This is a genomic window from Silvanigrella paludirubra (assembly GCF_009208775.1).
GTDB lineage: Bacteria > Bdellovibrionota_B > Oligoflexia > Silvanigrellales > Silvanigrellaceae > Silvanigrella > Silvanigrella paludirubra.
In genome coordinates, this window is record NZ_WFLM01000003.1 from 29,783 (window position 1) to 53,098 (window position 23,316).

At 28.7% G+C, this 23,316-nt stretch carries 22 protein-coding genes; 11 read left to right on the top strand and 11 right to left on the bottom strand.

The genetic code is table 11. The annotated features are described in order from the left end of the window. Window positions 1–47 precede the first annotated feature (47 nt). The 5 genes from msrB to GCL60_RS07660 all read left to right on the top strand — a co-directional run bounded on the left by msrB (window position 48) and on the right by GCL60_RS07660 (window position 4,453). Window positions 48–530 (top strand): peptide-methionine (R)-S-oxide reductase MsrB, encoded by a 483-nt coding sequence (gene msrB / locus GCL60_RS07640; protein ID WP_153420629.1) that lies wholly within the window; start codon window positions 48–50, stop codon window positions 528–530. Window positions 531–970: 440 nt separating this feature from the next. Further along, on the top strand, window positions 971–1,882 hold the full coding sequence (locus tag GCL60_RS07645) for a bestrophin family protein (RefSeq protein ID WP_153419878.1): 912 nt from the start codon (window positions 971–973) through the stop codon (window positions 1,880–1,882). Continuing rightward, entirely contained in the window at window positions 1,875–2,381 is a 507-nt protein-coding gene (locus GCL60_RS07650; RefSeq protein WP_153419881.1) for a hypothetical protein, read from the top strand. Before GCL60_RS07645 ends, GCL60_RS07650 begins: the two co-directional genes overlap by 8 nt. A 246-nt stretch (window positions 2,382–2,627) precedes the next feature. Next, window positions 2,628–3,515, top strand: a complete 888-nt coding sequence (locus tag GCL60_RS07655) for a hypothetical protein (protein WP_153419883.1) — start codon at window positions 2,628–2,630, stop codon at window positions 3,513–3,515. A 53-nt stretch (window positions 3,516–3,568) separates the two neighbouring features. Continuing rightward, window positions 3,569–4,453, top strand: a complete 885-nt coding sequence (locus GCL60_RS07660; RefSeq protein WP_153419885.1) for a hypothetical protein — start codon at window positions 3,569–3,571, stop codon at window positions 4,451–4,453. 180 nt (window positions 4,454–4,633) lie between these two features. Here GCL60_RS07660 and GCL60_RS07665 read toward each other — a convergent pair whose 3' ends face one another. The 10 genes from GCL60_RS07665 to trmB all read right to left on the bottom strand — a co-directional run bounded on the left by GCL60_RS07665 (window position 4,634) and on the right by trmB (window position 15,108). Further along, window positions 4,634–6,124: a flavin monoamine oxidase family protein gene (locus GCL60_RS07665; RefSeq protein ID WP_153419887.1), complete on the bottom strand. Its 1,491-nt coding sequence runs from the start codon at window positions 6,122–6,124 to the stop codon at window positions 4,634–4,636. Window positions 6,125–6,365: 241 nt separating this feature from the next. Then, window positions 6,366–8,003, bottom strand: a complete 1,638-nt coding sequence (gene groL / locus GCL60_RS07670; protein WP_153419889.1) for a chaperonin GroEL — start codon at window positions 8,001–8,003, stop codon at window positions 6,366–6,368. Between the two features lie 44 nt (window positions 8,004–8,047). After that, on the bottom strand, window positions 8,048–8,335 hold the full coding sequence (groES, locus tag GCL60_RS07675; protein ID WP_153419891.1) for a co-chaperone GroES: 288 nt from the start codon (window positions 8,333–8,335) through the stop codon (window positions 8,048–8,050). 359 nt (window positions 8,336–8,694) lie between these two features. Next, on the bottom strand, window positions 8,695–9,234 hold the full coding sequence (locus GCL60_RS07680; RefSeq protein WP_153419893.1) for a hypothetical protein: 540 nt from the start codon (window positions 9,232–9,234) through the stop codon (window positions 8,695–8,697). Between the two features lie 85 nt (window positions 9,235–9,319). After that, a complete protein-coding gene (locus GCL60_RS07685) occupies window positions 9,320–9,820 on the bottom strand; it encodes a deoxycytidylate deaminase (protein ID WP_153419896.1) in 501 nt (166 codons plus the stop codon). Continuing rightward, window positions 9,817–11,433, bottom strand: coding sequence for an acyl-CoA mutase large subunit family protein (locus GCL60_RS07690; RefSeq protein ID WP_153419898.1), 1,617 nt, complete (start codon window positions 11,431–11,433; stop codon window positions 9,817–9,819). The genes GCL60_RS07685 and GCL60_RS07690 overlap by 4 nt, the downstream gene beginning before the upstream one ends. A gap of 29 nt (window positions 11,434–11,462) precedes the next feature. Next, window positions 11,463–12,248, bottom strand: a complete 786-nt coding sequence (locus GCL60_RS07695; RefSeq protein ID WP_153419900.1) for a hypothetical protein — start codon at window positions 12,246–12,248, stop codon at window positions 11,463–11,465. Window positions 12,249–12,343: 95 nt separating this feature from the next. Next, window positions 12,344–13,468, bottom strand: coding sequence for a tRNA epoxyqueuosine(34) reductase QueG (gene queG, locus GCL60_RS07700; RefSeq protein ID WP_153419902.1), 1,125 nt, complete (start codon window positions 13,466–13,468; stop codon window positions 12,344–12,346). Continuing rightward, entirely contained in the window at window positions 13,465–14,385 is a 921-nt protein-coding gene (locus tag GCL60_RS07705; protein WP_153419904.1) for a cation diffusion facilitator family transporter, read from the bottom strand. Before GCL60_RS07705 ends, queG begins: the two co-directional genes overlap by 4 nt. Before the next feature lie 21 nt (window positions 14,386–14,406). Continuing rightward, window positions 14,407–15,108: a tRNA (guanosine(46)-N7)-methyltransferase TrmB gene (gene trmB / locus GCL60_RS07710; protein WP_153419906.1), complete on the bottom strand. Its 702-nt coding sequence runs from the start codon at window positions 15,106–15,108 to the stop codon at window positions 14,407–14,409. 123 nt (window positions 15,109–15,231) lie between these two features. On the opposite strand from trmB, the gene GCL60_RS07715 reads away from it, so the two are divergent. Then, on the top strand, window positions 15,232–16,164 hold the full coding sequence (locus tag GCL60_RS07715) for an OmpA family protein (RefSeq protein ID WP_153419908.1): 933 nt from the start codon (window positions 15,232–15,234) through the stop codon (window positions 16,162–16,164). A gap of 12 nt (window positions 16,165–16,176) precedes the next feature. On the opposite strand, the gene GCL60_RS07720 is transcribed toward GCL60_RS07715, so the two are convergent. Continuing rightward, window positions 16,177–17,067 (bottom strand): hypothetical protein, encoded by an 891-nt coding sequence (locus GCL60_RS07720; protein ID WP_161998131.1) that lies wholly within the window; start codon window positions 17,065–17,067, stop codon window positions 16,177–16,179. A gap of 146 nt (window positions 17,068–17,213) precedes the next feature. Between GCL60_RS07720 and GCL60_RS07725 the strand changes: the two genes are divergently transcribed. The 5 genes from GCL60_RS07725 to GCL60_RS07745 all read left to right on the top strand — a co-directional run bounded on the left by GCL60_RS07725 (window position 17,214) and on the right by GCL60_RS07745 (window position 23,312). Next, on the top strand, window positions 17,214–17,978 hold the full coding sequence (locus GCL60_RS07725; RefSeq protein WP_153419913.1) for an ABC transporter ATP-binding protein: 765 nt from the start codon (window positions 17,214–17,216) through the stop codon (window positions 17,976–17,978). 37 nt (window positions 17,979–18,015) lie between these two features. Continuing rightward, a complete protein-coding gene (locus tag GCL60_RS07730; protein WP_153419915.1) occupies window positions 18,016–20,820 on the top strand; it encodes an excinuclease ABC subunit UvrA in 2,805 nt (934 codons plus the stop codon). A gap of 61 nt (window positions 20,821–20,881) precedes the next feature. Next, window positions 20,882–21,829, top strand: coding sequence for an archaetidylserine decarboxylase (asd, locus tag GCL60_RS07735; RefSeq protein ID WP_153419917.1), 948 nt, complete (start codon window positions 20,882–20,884; stop codon window positions 21,827–21,829). Next, complete coding sequence (locus GCL60_RS07740) at window positions 21,816–22,805, top strand: GNAT family N-acetyltransferase (protein ID WP_153419919.1); 990 nt, start codon at window positions 21,816–21,818, stop codon at window positions 22,803–22,805. The genes asd and GCL60_RS07740 overlap by 14 nt, the downstream gene beginning before the upstream one ends. A gap of 39 nt (window positions 22,806–22,844) precedes the next feature. Continuing rightward, window positions 22,845–23,312, top strand: coding sequence for an acyl-CoA thioesterase (locus GCL60_RS07745; protein ID WP_153419921.1), 468 nt, complete (start codon window positions 22,845–22,847; stop codon window positions 23,310–23,312). Window positions 23,313–23,316: the final 4 nt, after the last annotated feature.

Consider the following 23,316-nt stretch of genomic DNA (forward strand, 5'->3'; position numbering starts at 1 on the left):
TGATTGACTATAAAAGAATTTTCTTATCCTTAATTGCTTTTTTTATTATGGTTGGATACGCAATGGCTGATAAAACAGACTCTAAATTTGAAAAAGTTGATAAAAATGAACAACTAAAGAAATTAACCCCCCTTCAAATTGAAGTTACTCAAAAAGAAGGAACCGAAAGAGCATTTGATAATGCTTATTGGAATAATAAAGAACCAGGTATTTATGTCGATGTCGTAACAGGTGAGCCCCTCTTTAGTTCTACTGATAAGTATGACTCAGGGACAGGATGGCCAAGTTTTACAAAACCAATAGATGATAAGTATATAAACTTTTCTAAAGACCAATCTCTCCCTTCAGAAACAAGAACTGAAGTAAAATCAAAATTTGGAAAATCGCATTTAGGTCACGTCTTCGATGATGGTCCTGGACCCACTAAAAAAAGATACTGTATTAATTCCGCTTCGCTACGTTTTATACCTGCCGCTCAATTAGAAAAAGAAGGCTACGGACATTATTCTTATTTATTTAAAAAGAAATAATTCAATTTATTTGAAATATTTCTTAAATTTTAAAACATATTTTTCATTTCAACAAATTAAAAATACTATTGATAAATAAATATATTTATTTAGAATCATATTTAATTAAATATTTTAAAATAAAAATTAGGAGTTCAAATGAAAAATCTAATGCCTGGTTTAAGAAGATTTACGGAAAATATTTTTCCATTTTAAAAAAAAATTATTTATCATTCATAATGCTGAAAATATTATCACCCATTTCGTGCTTCAGGTGGAAGTGAAGAAGCATCTTTAAAATTTGCAATAGACGTTTTAAACTTCTGTTTCGTCAGCATTAAGAAAAGAAAAAATTCGAATTTATGAATGGATATACCAACTAAAAAATGGTGAAATTAGAATTTTTGACCAAAAATATAAAGAGTTTGTCAACACATCTAAAGTAAAAAAAGAGTTAATAGATGAATCAAATAGATTTGAACTATAAAAATTTAAATTATTTTAATAAGCATGAAAAAAATTCATTCGTTAAAACAGCTCTAACTTGGAATGGTTCTGTAACACCCAAAGTTTTACATAGAGTTTTACTAATAATGATCTATTCTTTTTTAGTAAGCAAAATAAATCGATTTATTCCTTTACCTACTTTATCCTTAAGCCCTTTCCAATACACAGGATTTGCCTTAAGTGTTCTTCTTGTATTAAGAATAAATGCAGGTTTAGAAAGATGGTGGGAAGCTAGAAAACATTGGGGTCAAATTGTAAATCAAAGTAGAAATTTAGCTATAATAATTTATTGCTATTGTAGTAATGATAAAGAAAAAATAAATAAAATTTTAAATTATATTTCTTGTTGGCCTTATATTATAATGTCAAATCTTAGAAATCAAGAAATTCATCCAAAAGTATATTCATTATTAGATAAAGAAGATATAGAAAAAATTATTAAATCAGAGCATAAGCCAACTCTTCTTGCTTTAAAAATAGATTGCCTTATTAAAGAACTAAGAGGTAATGGATTAGATAATTACAGCTACAATCAAGCGCAGAATGAAAGATTTTTATTACTTGATGCTGTAGGAGCATGTGAAAGAATATCAAGTACACCAATACCTTTTGTATTAGCTATAAAAATAAGAAGATTTATACTTTTATTTTTAATTTTACTCCCATTTTGCTTAAGTGATAAAAATGAGTTTTATACATCATTTATTTGTGGATTAGTTGCATATCCGCTTTTATCATTAGATGAAATTGGAATACAACTACAAAATCCTTTTTCTATTAAAAGCTTAAGTTGTTTACCTATAGAAGAAATATGTCAAAAAATTTATGATAATATTTTAAAAATTAAGGAATATAAAAATGAATAAAATGAAATTTATATTTAATTTTCTATTTATTTTATCAGAACCAACTGCATATTCATCTGAAAAAACACAACTCTATTGTGTTGAAAATTTAAACCAATATGAAAAATTATCTTATTTAGGTAATAATATTATAGTTGAAGGAGATTTTATAAGTCTATATGTAAATAGTCCTAGTATTCTAATTGAAACAGTATATTTTAAGTTAAACGAAGAACATTCCTTAAAGGTGAATGATTATTTATCCTCTTGTTCATCTAGAAACATTCAAGTTGTTCAAAAATATAAAGACAAATATATTGATTTTATTATTGTAGCAAATATAAATAACATATCATTTTCAAAATTTAATGTAAAATATAAATATTATAGGCCATCTTTTGGATTAAGAATTCCCAATACAAGTAGAATATTTTATACTGGAACACAAAATATTTTTATTTCAAATATTTTTAGAACAAACTTAGAAGTAATTAATTCACAAATTGTAAGATTTTTTTGAATGATTATCTTTGGAATAATTAAATTTTTTTATTTAAATAATCTCTTTATTGTTTTTGATATAATCTTTTCAAAGAAATTTAATAAAATGGTATTTTATATAATAAACAATTTTTACTCTAAAATAAATAGTTTTTTAAAATATATCTTGTAATTAATTTAATTATATTTTAATTTATTACAACTAAAATTGCCAACAGGACGTAAGACAAAAATATTAAATTTATTATTAATATAGGAAAATACTATGATTTTTGATTCTTTTTATAAACAAGATCATAATCCATTAAAAGCACAAATATATTTAAAAAGTTTAAATTATCAGAATATAATTAATATGTTAAATAGTTATTTAAAAAGTTGGGGATGGCGATCACATAGAGAACGAGCACAATCTTTAATGAAAATAGTTCTTTATGGATTTAATATGAATAAATTAGAAAATTTAAAATGCGTTTTTCTTCACCAAAAATATTTATTTGACAAAAATACGGAATCCATAGAATCAGAAGACCCCTACTTTTTAAACGGATTTAGTCTTTATGTTGGCTCTTTAGGAGCTGGCTATATTACTTTTGATGAATTTAATTCTTTATTAAAAGCTCCTTCTAATGTCAATACATCAGAATTTTCCCAAACGTCTTATTACAATTTATTAAAAAAAATTCTTTCCGAAAATACTTCTCCAAAAAGACTAAATAATGAAATGACAATAAAAATACCGTTATTATTTCAAAACGCAAATTCTAGTTCTTTTACTTTGTTAGAAATGGATTGTTTTAAATCTGTTTTATTTTCAATACAAAAAGCAGATTATAAAGTTTTAGCTCCAATACTTCAATTTTGGGCAAATTTATTTTATCTTAGACAAGACGCTTATTTTAAATCATTAAGAAATAAATTGTATAAACCTTTTGATGGTAACGACGTAGCAATAATATATTCAAATTTATTTATTGAATTAAAACGCATCAAGAAACAAATTTTTTTATCCAATGAAAGAAAAATTTTTTGTAAGAATGCAATAGAAAAATTTTTAATTGAGGATCTAGAAAAAAATATTTCTTTAGATAAAGAAGATTATATTGAATATATAAACAAAAAAGTAAATAATTTTTGGGATTTTAAAAAATAATTATATAATAGTAAATTAAATTCTATAAAAATAAGATTTATTAAGGAATAAAAATGATTACATATGGATATTTTCTTCATAAAATTAGACAAAATATTGAGAGCAAACGTTTTGAATTAGGATTTATGGGTTTTGGTGGGGATAAAATTATTTTATCCAATAATCAAATAAAATTTATGCCAAAAACAATTGCTAAAATTTATAATGATTATTTAAAAAATTTAAATAATGATGAAGATTTAAATAAATCTAAAATAATTAAAATACATTCATTAATTTCTGATACAATTCATAAAAATTTTTCTTTTACAAGGCATGAAAGTACAACTGAATATTACAGATATTTATTATATGTTATTGTATTTTTTCTTAAAACAGGAGTAAAAAATTTAAATAAAGATAGGTCTAGTACAAATTTTTATTCAAACTCTGATTATAGCACTTTATTAAAATTAGCAGAATATGAACTAAAAAAAACTAACAAACTAACAAATTATTTATTACTAGCAATACTTAAGAGTTCTAAAAAATATGATTCAATTTATACTCCTCTAGAAGACTCTAAAAATCCTCTAATAAATTTTGCAATTCCACAAAGACTAACTATAGATAATTTAATAAAATTTAAAAGATCTTTACGCTATAGATATGTTATTGACGAATCAGGAGCAATCATTTTAGGGCATGATAATAATATTGAAAGTCGTAATAATATAGCAATTAACGGTATAAAAGCATCTTCACATTCTGCTCTCAATAATTATTTACCCGTTATAGCTGCAGGTGAAGTTTTTTTTAACACAAAGACAAATAAAATCACTGAAATTAATAATTTTTCAGGACATTATAGACCAGACAAAGAAACATCATTATTAGCTAAAATATTATTTTTGCATTATTTTCCTGAATATTGCTCTAAAAATATGAATGTTTATTAAATTTAATTCAATTAAGAATCAGAATTTTTTTTGAATAAAGTTACGAAATAAAAAAATTAAAAGAGGATTTAAAACTTATTATTCTTTATTATACTGTACTTTATCAAATTAATTATTTTTAAAATTATCATTACTGGAATATTTAAAATAATAATACACAAGATTAATTCTCTCAAAATATTAAGTGAGAAAATATTTTTTAGCTGTATTAACTGCAGATTCGACAGCCCCTTCAATATAACCATAATTATTATAGCTGGTGTGTTCGCCAATAAAAAATAATCTATTGTTAAGCTCAGGTTCATTAAAATTTCCAAATAATGTTGTCATTTGTCCTTTTAAAGGGCAACTATAGGAACCATGTGTGTATTTATCTTCGATCCAATATTTTTCTACAAATTTATTATTATAAAACGTTTTTGAATTTGGCCAAACTTTATTATAAAATTCTAATGTTTCTTTAATAAGATTTTTATTTATTTTTTTTCCAAAATTACCGCCAAACCATGTATTTAAAGCACCCATATTTCCTTCTTGAAATTGAGTTGGCTCCCAAAAACAACCTCCCATTTCATCAGTTAAAAATCTTTTTAAAAGCTTGGGTTCAGTGTTTTCATTTGTCCAAAAGCGATTTTCAAAATTTAATATTAATTTTCCATTCGTACCAAAACCAAGTTCTTTTATATTTTTTAATTTTATTGGATTTAATTCTAATTTATTAAAACTATCTATTTTTCTTAATGCACCCAAAGGAATTGCCATTACAATTTTTTTTGCTTTAATTTCTTTTGTACCAAATGGAGTTATAAATGTTATTAAAAAATATGTTTTATTATCTGATATATTTATTAAATTATAACCCATATTTATTTTAATTTTATTTAACAAACATCCTTTTAAAGTTTCAATTAACTTTATATTTCCACCATTAATAGAATATTTTTCATCTAATCCGTTATATATTGTGAATTTTTCTTCACTCGAAAAATCAGTTGGAAATACTTGGAGAAAAACAATTGAACTAATTTCACTCATATCAGGTCCCATGAGAGCGCTATATGCTTTATTAAGCATTAGAATAAACCATGGTTCAATATCTTTAGCATATTTTTCAAGATATTCTGTAGCGGAAAGATTATCAAATTCTTTCCATGCTTCTTGATTTGTTTTATAGTCAGGCCAGTTAATTTCATTATTTGTTGTGAATTTATCTAATATTCTTTTATTAATAGTACCTAATTTTTTGGCTTCTTGAAATATTTCTAATTTCGATTTTTTTTCATTATTTGCAAAATATATATCTTTTGAAATATTAGAATGATTATTATCTTCAATTAATTTTAAATTAAGTTCTTTGCATAAATTTATTGTAAATAGCTGATCACTATTAATATGCTCTCCACCAAGCTCAACATGTTGATGATCTGAATTAAAATTTAAAATTGTTTGAATTCTTCCTCCTAACCTAGAATTGTTAGATTCAAATAATTGAATATTCTTATTTTGATTTTTAAGTAAATAGCAAAAAGTAAGACCTGAAACTCCTGAACCTATTACAGCAATATCTAAATAATTATTTGAAATTGCAGAAATTTTTGAATTAAAAAATAATCCTGAACTTAAAATTGTAGTATTTTTTAAAAAATCTCTTCTTGAGTTTTTAACCGCCATTATTTAAATTCCTTTTTCGTTCTTTAAATATAATAATTTTAATAAAAATAACGGGGCACCCAATGTAAAATATAAAACATATTGTATCTTTTATACAAGACCTAATCTATTTTTTAATTCATAAAAATAATTTGATAAAAATATAAATAATATTTTATTTAATTGAAATACAAAAAAAGCCTCAATAAAACTATTTTATTGAGGCTTTTAAATAAACTTTTTAATATAAATTAAAAAGATATTACATCATTCCTGGGTATCCACCGCCAGCTGGCATAGGAGCTGCTTTGTCGTCTTTTGGACGCTCAGCAATCATACACTCAGTTGTAAGTAACAAAGAAGCAACAGATGCTGCGTTTTGTAAAGCAGAACGTGTTACTTTAGTTGGGTCGATAATACCGCAAGCAACCATGTCTTCATAACGCTCTTCTTTTGCATTAAAGCCAAAGTTTGCGGAAGTATTTTCGCGAACTTTATTAAGAACAACGGATGGTTCATGACCACCATTTGAAACGATTTGACGAAGTGGCTCTTCAGAAGCGCGAGAGATAATATCAATACCAAAACGCTCGTCGTTTGTTGCTTTTGCACGTAAAGCTTCAAGAACTTTTTGCGCACGAATAAGAGCAACACCGCCCCCTGGAACAATTCCTTCTTCAACAGCAGCACGTGTTGCATGAAGAGCATCTTCAACGCGCGCTTTCTTTTCTTTCATTTCAGATTCAGTAGCTGCGCCAACACGAATGACAGCAACACCACCTGATAATTTAGCAAGACGTTCTTGAAGTTTTTCACGATCGTAATCGGAAGTTGTATCTTCAATTTGTTTTCTAATTTGTTTAACGCGTGCTTCGATTTCAGGTTTTTGACCTTGGCCGTCAATGATTGTTGTGTTGTCTTTGTCACAACGAATGCGTTTAGCAACGCCTAATTGCTCAATTGTTGTTGCTTCAAGCTTCATGCCAAGCTCTTCAGAAATAACAGCAGAGCCAGTTAATATAGCAATGTCTTCAAGCATCGCTTTACGACGATCGCCAAAGCCAGGTGCTTTAACAGCAACAATTTTTAAATTTGCACGTAAACGGTTAAGAACAAGAGCAGCAAGTGCTTCGCCTTCAACGTCTTCAGCAATAATTAAAAGTGGTTTGCCTGTACGAACAACTTTCTCAAGAATTGGAACAAGATCTTTTAATGAAGAAAGTTTTTTATCAAAAATAAGAACAAAAGCGTCTTCGTAATTAACTTCCATTCTTTCTGCGTCATTCACAAAATAGTTTGAAAGGTAACCGCGATCAAATTGCATACCTTTAACAACTTCTAAAGTTGTTTCCATGCCTTTAGCTTCTTCAATTTGAATAACGCCTTGTTTGCCCACTTCTTCCATTGCTTTAGCAATAATATTTCCGATTGTAGTATCTGAGTTTGCTGAAATTGTACCAACTTGAGCAATTTCATTGTGACTAGAAATTGGTTTACTAATTTTTTTAAGCTCTGCCGTAATTTCAATGACAGCTTTATCAATACCGCGTTTTAAATCCATTGGATTATGACCAGCAGCAACAAGCTTAACACCTTCACGGTAAATAGCTTGAGCAAGAACTGTAGCCGTAGTTGTACCGTCACCAGCGACATCAGAGGTTTTAGAAGCTACTTCTTTAACCATTTGAGCGCCCATATTTTCAAATTTATCTTCTAGTTCAATTTCTTTTGCAACAGTAACACCGTCTTTAGTAACGTTTGGAGAACCGAAAGATTTATCAATAGCCACATTACGGCCTCTTGGTCCCATTGTAACTTTAACTGCATCTGCCAGAGTATTTACTCCAACTAGAATTTTTTTACGCGCATCTTCACCAAAATTAATCATTTTAGCTGACATGAAATTCTCCTAATGATTCCGTTTAATTTATTAAGCAAAAAAAATTAACCAATTACGCCAAGAATGTCGTCTTCACGTAAAATAAGGTGATCTTCACCTTCAACTTTGATTTCTGTACCGCTGTATTTACTAAATAGGACGCGATCGCCTACTTTAATATCAATTGCGCGAACATTACCATCTGCAAGTATTTTGCCGTTACCAACAGCAATTACAGTTGCTTCAACTGGCTTCTCTTTGGCATTGTCTGGAATGAGAATGCCGCCAGCAGTTTTAGTCTCTTCTGCTACACGCTTAACCAAAATGCGATCTGAAAGTGGACGAATCTTCATAATGAGCCTCCAAAAAGAGTGGGGAAAAACCACACAAGTAAAAGTATTAATTTTAAAGGAGGATAATTGTTATCCTCAAACCTTACGTGGAAAGTAAACGAGGTTTAAGATGTGTCAAGGATTTTTTTTTTGAATGGATAACAAACAACTAATTATCCATATTTATTATGTTTTAATTCATTTTTATCTTTATAAGAGACCACCAAAAGCAAAGGTAGTTCAGGAGAGTGTATGATATTAATTTTATTAAAATATTAATATTTTATTATGAAATAAAAATTTAAAAAAGCTTTATTGAGTCTTATTATAAAATAGAGACAAAGCTTAAAGACAATAGCACAATAATTAAAGAAGAAAAATTAATGGATATGAACTTCTTTTAAACGAGATAAACCAATAGTCTCAATAGAAATATCTTTAGAAGACTCTTTTGAAACAGAATAAACAATCCCTTTATCGTCAACAATTACAGATACAGGTATATCTTTCTTTTTCCAGTAAGAAATAATTAATTTCCCTTTAAAAACAGATTTTTTTAATTGATCTAAAATTTTATCAGATGGATCTATCATTATTCCTAAAAAAATATTTTTCTTAATTTCAGAATATTCATATACCTTGGAGTTATCTGTAAACAACATTTTTGAACATATTTGATGATTTGTACCTGTTTCTTTATAAAATAAAAACAAAGGTAAATACTCAGAATTTATTAATTTTATTTTATTTGATATTTTTATAAAATCATTATCAACATCAAGAGGAATTCTATAGTCAGCATGTTCTTTTTTGTTAGGAGAGTTGCTTATCATGATAAAACTTGAGTTTTCTAAGCCAAATAATGATTGAAATTTTAATAAATAAAAAACAATTAAATAACAACAAAAAGGTTTAATCATAAATAATTTTACCAAAAATGAATCCACATGCCTAAAGCACGCTATTCATTACATCAAAGAAAGACAGGATGCAAATAGGAGGATCTTACTCTGATGATTGGCGAACTTCTAAGCCACAAGATCGCATAAATTCCATAACAAAATCGTAATCTTCATTTTTATAAGCCGTTTTAAAAACAACCTGCTTTATTCCAGCAGTAATAATTGCTTTTGCGCAATCTCGACAAGGACTATATGTACAATATAGAGAAGAATTTCTTAGATCTTGTCTAGATGCTGCAATTGCATTGATTTCTGCATGAACCATAAAAGGATATTTGTCTGGCCTTAAATTTGGGAGTTTTGTATCATCACATCCCGGTGGAAATCCATTGTAACCCGTTGCTAAAATTCTTTTATTTTCATCAATTAAAACAACTCCTACTTGAGTTTCACCATCATGACTTCGCTTAGAAACCGCTTCTGCAATTCCAATAAAATAATTATCCCATGAAGGTCTTTGAATAGTTTTTCTATTATTATAATTAATTTCAATTAAGGGGAAAGACTTTCTATCTTCTTTTAATTTAAAACTTGAATCGCTCATAAAATAATATTTTCCTTGTACTCACCAAATACTTCTCTCATCACATTGCAAATTTCACCTATACTTGCATAGGCTTTTACTGCATCAATAATATATGGCATTAAATTATCTGTTCCCTTAGCTGCGGTTTTTAAATGGGCTAAAGAAGTTTTCACGGCATTTTGATCTCTCGTATTTTTTATATTTTTTAATCTATTAATTTGATTTTTTTCAACGGAGTCATCTATACGCAATAAACCTTCTTGTTCTTTTTCTTCAATTGAAAATTGATTTACGCCTACTATAACTCTATTTTTATTTTCTATGTCTTGTTGATATTTGTAAGCTGATTTTTGAATTGCAGCTTGAACAAAGCCTTCTTCAATTGCTTTTACCATTCCACCCATAGAATCAATTTTTGAAATAATTTCTAAGGCTTCATTTTCAATTCTATCTGTTATGGCCTCAACATAATAGCTGCCTGCAAGCGGATCTACCGTTTCTGCAACTCCACTTTCATGTGCAATAATTTGTTGGGTACGCAAAGCGATGCGAGCGGATTCTTCTGTTGGCAAAGCCAGAGCTTCATCTTTACTATTTGTGTGAAGACTTTGAGTGCCTCCTAAAACAGCAGCTAATGCCTGAATTGTTACCCTAACAATATTATTATCTGGCTGCTGCGCAGTGAGCGTAGAACCAGCAGTTTGTGTATGAAAACGTAACATCAAACTTTTTGGATTTTTTGCATGAAAACGTTCCTTCATTATTTTAGCCCAAATACGTCTTGCTGCTCTAAATTTACCAACCTCTTCTAAAAGGTCTGTAAAGCTATTAAAAAAGAAAGACAATCTTGGAGCAAATTCATCTACATCTAATCCCGATTTTATAGCAGCTTCTACGTAAGCAATCCCATCAGATAATGTAAATCCAATTTCTTCGGAAGCAGTGCTTCCTGCTTCACGAATATGGTATCCACTTATAGAAATAGTATTCCATAAAGGAACATTTTTTTTGCAGTAAGAAAATATATCTGTAATTATTCGCATAGATTGTTTTGGAGGATATATATAAGTTCCTCTCGAAATATATTCTTTTAAAATATCATTTTGAATCGTACCACGTAATTTATCGCTTGATATACCTTGCTTTTCGGCAACTACAATATAAAGCGCTAGCAAAACAGAGGCAGAGGCATTTATTGTCATAGATGTAGATATTTTATCTAAAGGAATTCCATTTAATAATATTTCCATATCAGCAAGAGTGTCTATAGCCACTCCTACTTTTCCTACTTCACCAGATGCCTCGGGACTATCTGAATCGTAACCAATTTGAGTAGGCAAATCAAAGGCAACACTTAAGCCTGTTTGTCCTTGACTTAATAAATATTTATATCTGTTGTTACTTTCCTCAGCAGTTGCAAAACCAGCGTATTGCCGCATAGTCCAAAGACTACTTCGGTACATTTTAGAATGGACACCGCGTGTAAAAGGATATTCACCTGGAAATCCTATTTTTTCTAAATATTTTTTATCTTCTTTAGCATTTTCTAGTGAGTAAATCTCATGAATCAATGAGCTTGAAGCAGTAATAAATTCTGATTTACGGAGCGGATCCTTTTTATTAATAGACATTTCACAACCTCTTTTAATATCAAAACTATTTATTTTTTATCCGTCTTCATTTTAGAAATTCGCCCTGGAAAATTCTCCCAATAATTATCAGTAAATATTTGATTTAAAAGATCATCCCAACTTGGAAAATATTTTTTATCTGCTGGATTTATTAAAGAAGCGGAGGCATCTTTACCCCAAATTAATTTACCATTATTTGTATCCACAAGTAAAATAGAAAAACTTCCATGAATACTATAAATATCTTCTTTTGCCGCAGAATTTATTTCTGTAATAACTACGATTAAAGCAGTATCTGCATTTAAAACTTTAGCTGCTAATCCATTTAAATTTTCTATCCATAATCTATCAGGAGAAAGACAGTAAGTATAAAATTCCATGAAATTTCTTCTTGCTAGACAACTAGATGTAATTAATAATCTTGTAGATGTTTGACTTGAATTAAATCTGTCTGCGACTGCTTTCATACTTTCATTCAATTTATCCCAAATATTTGGTTTTGCATTTCCTAATGCACTTGCTACAGCAGAAAATGCGTAACCATTAATATTTGGCTGTCCACTAAATGATTGCATGACTTTGTTCTGAATTTTATTTACCAATTGATGTGTATTTATAATAGCTGGATCAATTAAAGAATGTTTTGATGGATCGGGTAATAAAAATACGGGAACAGCAATAATGGAAGCAGGATTTACGGCTTCATATCCTTCTTGAATTCCGTTATTTAAAGGCTTCATAGTCTGGCATGAATAAAAAATAAATGAAAATATACAAATTGTCGCAAATCTATCCACAATGCGTTTTAAATGCATTTTATGTTTCCTTAAAATTACCCTTAACAACTTGACGAACTCAAGGTATTAACAAAAATTAATATAATAAAAGAAAAATCCTAATCAATAACAATCTATTTATTCAATAATTCCTTTAACTGTTTAATCGTTTTTAAAATTAATTCATTATTTGAAGATGCAAGATTATCTAATATATCATTTAGCCCATCCGTTTTTGTAGCGTACAAATGATATAATGCATTTCGAACAAGTCCTTGAAATTTTGCTCTTGTAGCAGCCGTACCTCCAAACCATTTTTCATACTGAGTTATATCCATTAAAGCAATTTCTTTAACATTTAATGATAAAAAAGGCTTGTGATATTCTGAAAATTCTTTTAAAATTGAAAAATCAGTTGTTACAATATTATAAGGACAGACTTCTTGACAAATATCACATCCATATATTGTATTCTTAAAATGAGAAATAAACTCATTTGGCACAATATCTCTATGCTCAATACTTAAATAGGAGAGACAACGGTTAGCGTCAAGAAAATATGGTTTTTTAAATGCATTTGTGGGACAAGCGTCTAAGCATTTTCTACATTCACCACAGTCTAGATTACCTATTGGATTTATTTTATTTTGATTTAATTCAATAATTTCTTCCAAAGGAAGATCCGTTAATAAAGTAGCAATAAAAAAAAAGCTACCCATTCCAGGTCTTATTAGCATTGTATTTTTTCCAATAAATCCCAAAAAAGCTTCACGTGCATGCGCTCTATCAAAAAAAGGGATGGAATCTACTACAGCTCTATATTGAAATTGATTATTTAGATAATTTTGGAGATTTTTCGCTATTTTATTTAAATTATTTTTTAAAGTTTTATGATAATCTTTTCCGTAAACATATCGAGAAATTAATTTTTTTGAAATTATAGATTCTTCATTAATAAAATTATCATGTTTATTTAAATTTTTATATTTACTATTTCTTGTTCTGTGCCCTGTTGCATAAGGGAACAAAATAATTATTGCATTTTTTACATTTGGTAAAATTAAATTAGGATTTGCTCTTGCTTCAAAATTATTTTCTAAAAAAGACATTTCAGCATGAGCATTTTCTGAGAGCCATAATTTGAATGCAGGAATATCTTTTTCTAATATTTTTGAATGATTTTTTTCAAATGAAAATACAGCAGATGCAAAAGCGCCATTTTGTTTTAATAAATCAGTTATTTCATTCTTTAATTTCATGAGCTCATTCTTACACTACTAGGATCAGCATGAACAATAACATCTCCATCAAACTCAAGCTCAAGTGAATCTTCTATTTTTTCTATTATAATGTGGACCTCGTTAAAAGATAATTCATCTGGTAAAGTTACATGGAAATCAAAAAAGTATTTATATCCACTTTTTCTACCTCTAAAACGATGAATATCTAAAACTCTTGAGTCTGTTTCTTTAATTATTTTTTTAGCTTTTATTTTAATTTCGTCAGAAATATCATGATCCATTAATTCATTTATACTAGTTTTTACAAGCCCAAATGCACCGTAAATAATATACAATGAAAAAACCAGAGCTATTATTGGATCTAATATTGGATTGCCAAATAAAATAACAATAAAAATAGCTATTCCACTCGCAATATTTGTGACTAAATCCACTTTATAGTGCTCTGAGTCTGCTAACAAAGCAGGACTATTTAATTTATCACCATTTCTTTTTAACATTTTAGTCACATAAAAACTAACCATGCCAGCGAAAACAAAAAAGGCAACCTGCCTCCAATCTGCATGAAAATCTAAAGTAACATTTCCTTTTAAACTATCATATATTTGCCTTGCGCTTGATGCAATAATTCCAATAGCACCACCAATGATCAAACAGCCTTGGCCTAAAGCAGCAATACTTTCTACACGGCCGTGCCCATAAGGGTGATTATTATCGGGATCTAATCGAGAGAATTTTACTATTTTTCTATTCACCAAACTGACAAGCATATCCATTGTGCTATCCCATGCAGATAAAGCAACAACCATTGAGCCTGTTAGTAAAAATAATATGAGTTTACCCAGAGCTAATACAGCAGCACAAAGCGCTGCTGTTAGTGCCGCTCTTTGTGCTATTTTTGAATCTAAAGAATCTTTAGAATGCTCTATTTGCATAAAAACACTTCTTTCTAACTATTATTCTTTAATATAAACTCTTTGATAAAAAGGAACACCTTTACCCGTAAATAACTTTTGAAAAGCGGTTTCATATGGCCCACCTAAAATATCTCTGGGCTGCGGTAAAGGTTCTCCATTTAGACCATCATCAGGAACAAAACCAGATTCTAGCATTAATTTATTTGTTTCTTCAAAATATTGTTCATGATCTGTTTTAAACCAAAAAAATCCTTTTGGAGCTAATTTTTGATATAAATTATCAATAAATTCTTTTTTAAGTAATCTATTTTTTTCATGCCTATCTTTAGGCCATGGGTCAGGAAAAAAAACGCAAACACCATTTAAACTTTTATCAGGAATAATTTCACTTAAAAAAGCTCTTCCATCACAAATTGCAATTTTTCCATTATCTATATTTAATCTTTTTAATTTACGCGCCGCTTTAACAACTCTTTTATAAGTTATATCTATACCTAAAATATTTAATTGCTTATTTTGCGAGGCGATTTCAAGAACATTTTTACCCATATAACAACCAATTTCTAAAATCAGAGGTTTACTTGTATCTTTAAATAGCGTCGAAATTTTTTCATTTAATTCATTTTGAGTAAATAAATAATCTGCTAATTGAATTGCTTCTTTCAGATAAGGATTCTCATGTCTATCAGGAGCGTTCTCACCTTTTCTTAAGTTATCTATAATAGTTCCAACTTTTCTCATTTATAAGAATCTTTCTCTTATTTTCAATAATTTGACAAAATAAATTCTTGCCCAGCCTTACCAACGCAGGTTGCCGAAAAGGGAAGAAGGAATCAAGCCAAATTTTAATTCTTTAGGAAAAGCATGAACTTGAAACGAAACAATATTAACAGGAATGTAAGAAGAGCAATCTCTTATTATCCATGTATTTTATTGTTATTTCCTAATTATGGTTATTCCTATAAATTTCCCGATTCCATTCCTTATACCCCATATTCATCTAAAAGCACCTATTTTCATAAATCATATCCCGAGCAAGAATGTACGCCTAAAGGCATGGACACGCAGACATTAAGGTTAGAATTCTCCGAAAGAACAAAAACGATAAACGAATTTAGAGTTGGTTGGAACTATTATTCTTCATCTGAAATACCAAATTATTTAAAACCTACTATAGGCGGAGAGATACAAGTAGCCCGTTGTTTACCACCTGGTAAATGGGCTTTTTTAGGAAAAGGTAATGTAATAGGAATTAATGGCAATATTGTTGAAGCGCTAGTTAAAGGCTATGAATACAAAACATCTTCCGCTGGTAAAATACCCATTGATTTCGTAGATACTGGTAATATGTATTGGCGTCCCATGGCTGGAGATGTCATTTTTCCAGTTGAAAAAATAATAAATAAAAAACTTACTGTTAGTCCAAAAATTGAATTATCATTTCAGGATTTATTCATAAGCGTAGACTTAAATCAATATTCTTATGAATTATCAAGACAAGGTGAAGAAATATTAAAAGATAAATTTGAAAAATTCAAAAACTTAAATGGAAAAATGTTAATAGAAGGGTTCATACTAACATCAGGAAATCGAGAAGAATTACGCATTGAAAGTTTAATGAGAGCTCAATCTGTTTCAAAGTATCTTGCAAATACTTTTAATATAAATGAAAATCAAATTATTTCTATTGGATATGGAAATGATTGGCTTCAATCTGGCATGCAACCTGTAAAGAGCTGGCCAAATAAAGAAATTACACATGGAATTGTTTTAAGAATGATGCCAGAATCTAATTAAAAAAAGAAAAAATTAACGCATTCTATTTAATACATCTTTACTTTTAATTGTACCTACTTGTGGAATTCCAATTGCTTGTTTAATAGTAAGTTCTTTTATTCCACCTAAATCATCTGCCTTCTTTTGAATATCAATATTAAAATCTGAAATTGTATATAATTTGCAATTTTCTAAAAAGAAAAATCCTTCATGAAAAGAAACAACTTTTCTATCAAGTTTTCCGCATAATACTTTTGCTGATGGAAGTCCTGCTTTAATTTCTGTTTCAGGAACTACCATTACAGATTCATCACTTTTCTTTTTTACAATGATAGGTTCCCCAGTTGGAAATCTATTTAATATTCGAGGCTGCAATGAAAAAATGGGCTTACTTTTATCTGTAAATAAAGAAATATCATTAAAATTTTTAAATAATCTTTTTTTGCAAGAATCGATAAAATAATAATTGATACTATCAGATGTAACGACCCATTTTTCATATTTTTGACAAATAGAATGAAATGAACCATCAGAATTTTTGGTATAATCATTATAATAATCGTCAGAAGTATAATTATTTCCTATAGGCATCATAGCATATACATTAGCAGATAATGAAACAATTGATTTTCTTTGATCCTGAATAAGATTATTTGAAACTTCAGGATCATTAATTAACATTAAGTTACAGTTTTTTACATAATAAATAAGATCAATATAAGTAACTACTTTATGATTCAATATTTTACATGCTTCTTGTTTCGTTTTTATATTAGAGATTAATTTCTCATTATTATTCAAATTAACTAGTGATTTTTTTTCATTTATTTCTTCATCTTCATCTTCATCTTCATAGGCATTTGCCTGAAAAACAAATATATTTAATGTTAATATAAAAATAATATAATAAAAAAATATAAACATACGACTCATTTTTTTTAAACTCATAAAGTAATACAAAAATATTCACCAATCTTTTTTAAGTCTGCCAATTCATTTAGCAAATGTTATTGCAAAAAACTTCGATTCCATTTAAAATATTCAAGCTCATGCTAATAATAGGAGGTTAAGTGCAAGCATCAAGTATCGTATCATTGCATGAAATCCATCACTCTTTTTTACAGAATAAACCAGTATTAAACGAGTTAAACCTTGAAATACAAAAAGGAGAATCACTTACTATTCTTGGGCCTGGAGGCTCCGGAAAAAGTACTCTTTTAAAGGTTATATTAGGTATCATAAAACCGCAATCAGGTTCTGTTCATGTCCTTGGCAAAACGATAAATACTCTTAAGAATGATGAAAGATCCAAGCTTTTCAAAAAGATGGGAATGGCTTTTCAACAAGGAGCTCTTTTCGATTTTATGACTGTAAGAGAAAATATCCTTTTTGCAATGGAAAATATGACAGATTTCAAGAAAGAAGAACGTGAAGCAAAAGTAAAAAGCTTTTTAGAACAAGTTTTACTGAGTCATGCTGCTGATAAAATTCCAAGTGAATTATCTGGAGGGATGAGAAGAAGAGTAGGTTTTATTCGAGCTCTTGTTACAAACCCTGAATTAGCTTTATTAGACGAACCAACAGCAGGCTTAGATCCCGTAACAACTACAATTGTAATTGATATGATCCATAAAATTGGAAATAATATAGGAACAACCATGATCAGTGTTACATCTAATATAGATGTTGCCTTTCGTTTTGCGCCAAATGTAGCTATTTTAAAAGATGGAAAAATAATTGGAAAAGGCACAAAAGAACAATTATTAGAATTAAATGATCCATGGATAACAAATTTTTTGACTATCAGAAAACATAATTTTGAGAGAGAAATTTAAAATTATATTTTTTTGTTAATTAAATAAAGAAAGAAACATGAAAAAAGATTTAGAATATCTGACATGCTCTGGAGTAAGAACACATAATTTAAAAAATATTAATTTAAAAATTCCTTTAAAAAAATGGATTTCTATAACAGGTGTATCAGGAAGTGGTAAAAGTAGTTTTGCGTTTGATACAATATACTCAGAGTCACAACGACGTTTTTTAGAAACTTTAGGAACTTATGAAAGACAATTTTTGCAAGGATTACCTCAAGGTGAATTTGAAGATATTGAAAACATACCTGCTGCAATTGCCTTAAAACAATCAAATAAAACAGGCGACCCAAGGAGTGTTATTGCAACGGCATCTGATGTGGCAGAACCACTTCGTACTTTATTTATATCTTTAATGGAACCCTCCTGCACAACATGCGGCTCACCTGTTAAAATGAGTAAAGCTGAAGAATTAACACAATTTTTAAGCGATCCAGATAGAAAAAAATCTAATGAAAACTTCTTGATTTCTGTACCATTTGTTATAATGAACAAAAAAGTTGCACAAGACTTACTAGTGGAAGGTTATTCAAGAATTTTAATTGAGAAAAACATATTTTTAATAGAAGAATTTTTAAGTAACATTAAAAATCATGTTTTCCCATTAAATATAGAAATTGTTTTAGATAGAATTTCTAGTACTTTAGAAATTTCTGAAATAGAAAACCGTGTTGAAACAATTTGGTCACAAGTAAAATTTTCTCCTAAATTTTCTTTTATTAATCTAAATAAATTAGATAAATCTAACGTTATTTCTCAATTTATTAAAAATTATCATGTACAACCTTTTTGTAACAAGTGCCAAAGCCAAACTAATATAATCCAATCAAAAGATCTCGATTGGCAATCTGTATTAGGTGCTTGTAAAGCTTGTAATGGATTAGGTAATATTCCCGTTTTAGATGAAAATAAAATTATTCCAAACCAAAAACTATCATTAAATTCAGGCGCAATAAAACCATGGACTTCGGATACTTTTTCTTGGATGCAAGAAGAGCTTTTACGCGCTTGCAAAAAAAGAGGAGTTAAAATTCAAGACTCTTACGAAAGCTTATCTAAAGAAACAAAAGAATGGATTTGGAAGGGAGAACCTTCAAATAATAAAAAACAAAAAAATGATTTTGTTTCTATAAATGAATTCTTTGATGTTTTAGAGCAAGAAAAATATAAAAGCACTTCAAGAATATTACTTGCAAAGTATAGAAAATATATATTGTGCCCCGAATGTGAAGGCGCTCGCATTGGAAAGTCTGGGAAAAATGCCATATGTTTTGGTAAAACTTATTATAATATATTTCAGTCAGAAATAAAAGATACTTTTGACTGGCTAATAAAATTAAAAAAAGAAAAAAAATTTGAAAAATTAATTGACTCTATCCCTGAAATTTATAATGAAGCTTTAAAAAAAATCACTTTATTAAACAAGCTTGGTTTAGGATCTGCTCAATTATTTAGAAGATGTAAAACATTATCGGGTGGAGAGTACCAAAGAGTATTGCTAACAAGAGTAATTGGAAATGGTTTAACCGATGCTCTTTATGTATTAGATGAGCCCAGTATTGGTTTGGGTAAAAATGAAATTCCTACTTTAATTTCTTGTATCCAAGAATTAAGAGATCTTGGTAACACAATTATTATGGTAGAACATGATAAAGATCTCATTTCTGCTTCTGATGAAATATTTGAATTTGGACCTGGGGGAGGGAATGAAGGAGGAAATTTACTACCTATTATAAATAAAACTCCAGCATCTTTTAAAACAAAATTTAATATTGAAAATAATCAAGTTACAAAAAAAGAAATAAAAAATGAAAGAATTTTTAATTCTGATGAATCAATATATTTAAAAAACTTTAACGCATTAAATTGCAACTCTGTTAACTTAGAAATATTACTTAAAAAATTAAATGTTTTAACAGGTCCAAGTGGCGCAGGAAAATCAACAATAATTCATTTCGGACTTGAGTCGGCTTTAGAAAAATTAAACAGTCATAACTCAACATCAAATAACATCGCCGATTATGACTCAAAAATAGGTACCTGGGAAAACTTAATAGCTCCAAAAGATTTTTTCTCAGGAACAGATTTAATTAGTGTAGAGCAAAAAGCATTACATAGAACTTCTTCAAGTGTACCTGCAACTATTCTTGGTTTAATGGATCTATTAAGAAAAAATTTTGCTACAACAAAAGAAGCAAAATCTTTAGGATTTAATTTATCTGATTTTTCTTTTAATGGTTCTGGTAGCTGTGATACTTGTAATGGAAAAGGAATTATTCAAGAAGATTTATTTTTTCTTGGAGAGGTTGAAAAGACTTGTCCTGAATGCAATGGAACAAGATACCGTAATGATGTTTTACAAGTGAAATGGCTTGGCAAAAATATTTATGAATGGCTTTCAACAAGCCTTTATGAATGTAAAATAAAATTAGGAAAACTACCTGGCTTTGGAAAACCCATTGCTCTGTGCTGTCAACTTGGCTTAGGACATATTCCTTTAGGAATGCCTACAACTTCGATGTCCGGAGGAGAGGCTCAAAGACTGAGAATATGTGCAGCACTATCTAAATCTTCCAAAAAAATATTTTGTATACTTGATGAACCAACAAGAGGACTTTCAGAAAAAGATATTGGAGATCTTTTAGAATCTTTAATTCAACTTTGTAGCGAAGGTCATACTTTCGTCATAGTTGAACATCATGAATTATTTCAAAATCACGCTCATCATTTGATCAAAGTTGGTCCAGGAAGTGGAGCTCAGGGTGGGAAAATTGTAGAAAGGTTATTGTCGATTGCTAAATGACAACTAGCATGAGTATTATAATTCGTGTTATTAAAAATAAAGTTATTCAGGGAAAAATAAAATGTTAAAATCAATTTTAGGAAACACCACTAAACAAATTAATGTGATTAAAAGAATGAGCGGTGAAAAATTTGTTGAGAAAATTTATGGTGAAGACGCCATGAAAGTCTTTTATGGCAGTGCGGCTGGAGCTGCCTTCACTGAAAAATTTCTTACTAATAAATGGATAAGTAACATTTATGGCGCTTATAATGACTCTGGAGCAAGTAAACATAAAATAGAAGAATTTGTTAACTTAATGGGAATAAATGTTTCTGAATCTGAAAAAGACATATCAGAATATAATTCTTTCAACGATTTTTTTGCTAGAAAACTACACCCAAGAGCAAGGCCAATAAATAGAACAGCGACTGGAATAAATTCGCCTGGCGATGGCCGTTTACTTGTTTTTCCTAAAATAACAGATTCCACTTTATCTTATGTTAAATGGGCACCCATAAAACTGATAGAACTTTTTAATGGCAATGAAAGTCTAGCAGAAAGATATAAAAATGGATCATGCGGAATTTTAAGATTATGTCCTTCTGATTATCATCGTTTTCATTTTCCTGTATCGGGAAAAGCAGGTATCACAAAAACAGTGCCAGGTCTTTTACATTCCGTGAATCCATATGCGTTAGAACATAAAATACCTGTTTATTGTCTTAATAAAAGAACTATTTGTGAACTTGATTCTGATAATTTTGGCAAAGTTTTGCTAATGGAAGTAGGTGCCTTATTTGTTGGGACGATTGTTCAAACATATAGACCTGGAATGCAAGTAGAAAAAGGTGACGAAAAAGGTTTCTTTAAATTTGGCGGCAGTACTTGTATTTTCTTTTTTGAACATGGAATAATGAAATTTGATGAAGATCTTATTCAGGCATCAAACGAAGGTTTTGAAACTCTCGTCCACATAGGCGAAAAAATAGGTACATTATCAGAAGGAAAAGTGGATGCAGAACGGTGATGTAAAACATCAAATAGTTCGTGACCTAAACTTTAGCTTTAATGATCTTGAATTTCTAACAAACGCCTGCTTCCAAACAAAAAATTATTTAAGCAATTTTCCCCAAGTTTTTAAAGAAGAGCTTAGGGATTTTTTGTTTTTGATAAAATATAATAATAAAGTAGCTTCATTTTGTTCTTTGTTTCCTTTTTCATTTCAGCTAAATGGCGAAAGAATAAGCGCTTATTGCATTGGTAGTGTTTGTACAGATCCTAAATTAAGAAAATTAGGATTAGCAATGAAAACAATTCAATTAGCTGAAAAAAAAGCGATTGAAAATGCTGCTGATTTCATTTTTTTATTTGCTGACAACAATAAACTATATAATAAATTAAACTATATTTCTTCAGGAAAAACCTATTTAGCACAAATTAGCTCAAGTTTAGTTAATAAAACATCATTAAATAATTACAGATCACTTATAAATAAATGTAATGATATAAAATCTGAAAATTTAAATTTAAAAATAATTACACAAACTAACTTAAAAGAACTTTTAAATATAGAAAAATCGAAAATATGGCAATTTATCGTATTAAATTCTCCTTTTTCTGAGTGTATTTTATCTTATCTAGAATTTTGTGATATTTTAAAAATCAAAAATATGAAAATGTATTATATAACAGAAAATCAAGAAATAATGGGTGTTTGTTTTTATAATAAAGGAGACGATTTTCAAAATGTAATACATTCTTCCTATTATAAAGATAGAAAATATGCCTTAATGTTAATTCATAATATATTTGAAGAAAACAAAGAAAAAGATATCTTATTTTTTCCAGGAGCGTTCTTTTCAAATTTTGAAGATATTTTTGAATATGTTTACATTCCTTCTATGTCAATAAAAAGTTTAAATGAGAAAAAATTTCCTATTAATGCTCTAGATAATTTATGCAGTAAAAATTCAATATTTGTTAGTAGTTTACAAGGCACTTAATCTCATATTATTATAAAATAAATACTATGAGAGGTAAAAATGGAAGAAAAAATTGAAAATGACACGTCCATCCAAATGATTGTCTTAATGACACCAGATATGGTGAATTTTTCAGGCAAAGTTCACGGTGGTGCCATATTAAAACTTCTCGATCAAGTTGCTTATGTTTGCGCATCTCGGTATGCAGGTAATTATGTAGTTACACTTTCTGTTGATCAAGTTTTTTTTAGACATCCTATTCATGTTGGAGAATTAGTATCTTTTTTTGCAAATATAAATTATACGGGCAAATCATCCATGGAAGTAGGAATTAAAGTTATCTCAGAAGATACAAAAACAAGAGCTACTAATCATGTATTATCCAGTTACTTTACCATGGTTGCTGTCGATGAGCACTCAAAATCTGTGAGTATTCCAGAATTAAAGGTAACGACAGAAAAGCAAAAAGAAAGAAGAGAGGCCGCCCTAAAAAGAAAATTACTTAGAGAACAAATATGGAAAAAATAATATG

Coding starts and splice junctions, on each gene's coding strand:
- GCL60_RS07645 (WP_153419878.1), top strand. CDS start 971: ATGAATCAAATAGATTTGAACTATAAAAATTTAAATTATTTTAATAAG.
- queG (WP_153419902.1), bottom strand. CDS start 13,468: ATGAAATTAAAGAATGAAATAACTGATTTATTAAAACAAAATGGCGCT.
- GCL60_RS07650 (WP_153419881.1), top strand. CDS start 1,875: ATGAATAAAATGAAATTTATATTTAATTTTCTATTTATTTTATCAGAA.
- GCL60_RS07745 (WP_153419921.1), top strand. CDS start 22,845: ATGGAAGAAAAAATTGAAAATGACACGTCCATCCAAATGATTGTCTTA.
- groL (WP_153419889.1), bottom strand. CDS start 8,003: ATGTCAGCTAAAATGATTAATTTTGGTGAAGATGCGCGTAAAAAAATT.
- GCL60_RS07660 (WP_153419885.1), top strand. CDS start 3,569: ATGATTACATATGGATATTTTCTTCATAAAATTAGACAAAATATTGAG.
- GCL60_RS07680 (WP_153419893.1), bottom strand. CDS start 9,234: ATGATTAAACCTTTTTGTTGTTATTTAATTGTTTTTTATTTATTAAAA.
- groES (WP_153419891.1), bottom strand. CDS start 8,335: ATGAAGATTCGTCCACTTTCAGATCGCATTTTGGTTAAGCGTGTAGCA.
- GCL60_RS07685 (WP_153419896.1), bottom strand. CDS start 9,820: ATGAGCGATTCAAGTTTTAAATTAAAAGAAGATAGAAAGTCTTTCCCC.
- GCL60_RS07690 (WP_153419898.1), bottom strand. CDS start 11,433: ATGTCTATTAATAAAAAGGATCCGCTCCGTAAATCAGAATTTATTACT.
- GCL60_RS07695 (WP_153419900.1), bottom strand. CDS start 12,248: ATGCATTTAAAACGCATTGTGGATAGATTTGCGACAATTTGTATATTT.
- asd (WP_153419917.1), top strand. CDS start 20,882: ATGTTAAAATCAATTTTAGGAAACACCACTAAACAAATTAATGTGATT.
- GCL60_RS07655 (WP_153419883.1), top strand. CDS start 2,628: ATGATTTTTGATTCTTTTTATAAACAAGATCATAATCCATTAAAAGCA.
- GCL60_RS07665 (WP_153419887.1), bottom strand. CDS start 6,124: ATGGCGGTTAAAAACTCAAGAAGAGATTTTTTAAAAAATACTACAATT.
- GCL60_RS07730 (WP_153419915.1), top strand. CDS start 18,016: ATGAAAAAAGATTTAGAATATCTGACATGCTCTGGAGTAAGAACACAT.
- GCL60_RS07720 (WP_161998131.1), bottom strand. CDS start 17,067: ATGTTTATATTTTTTTATTATATTATTTTTATATTAACATTAAATATA.
- msrB (WP_153420629.1), top strand. CDS start 48: ATGGTTGGATACGCAATGGCTGATAAAACAGACTCTAAATTTGAAAAA.
- trmB (WP_153419906.1), bottom strand. CDS start 15,108: ATGAGAAAAGTTGGAACTATTATAGATAACTTAAGAAAAGGTGAGAAC.
- GCL60_RS07715 (WP_153419908.1), top strand. CDS start 15,232: ATGAACTTGAAACGAAACAATATTAACAGGAATGTAAGAAGAGCAATC.
- GCL60_RS07705 (WP_153419904.1), bottom strand. CDS start 14,385: ATGCAAATAGAGCATTCTAAAGATTCTTTAGATTCAAAAATAGCACAA.
- GCL60_RS07740 (WP_153419919.1), top strand. CDS start 21,816: ATGCAGAACGGTGATGTAAAACATCAAATAGTTCGTGACCTAAACTTT.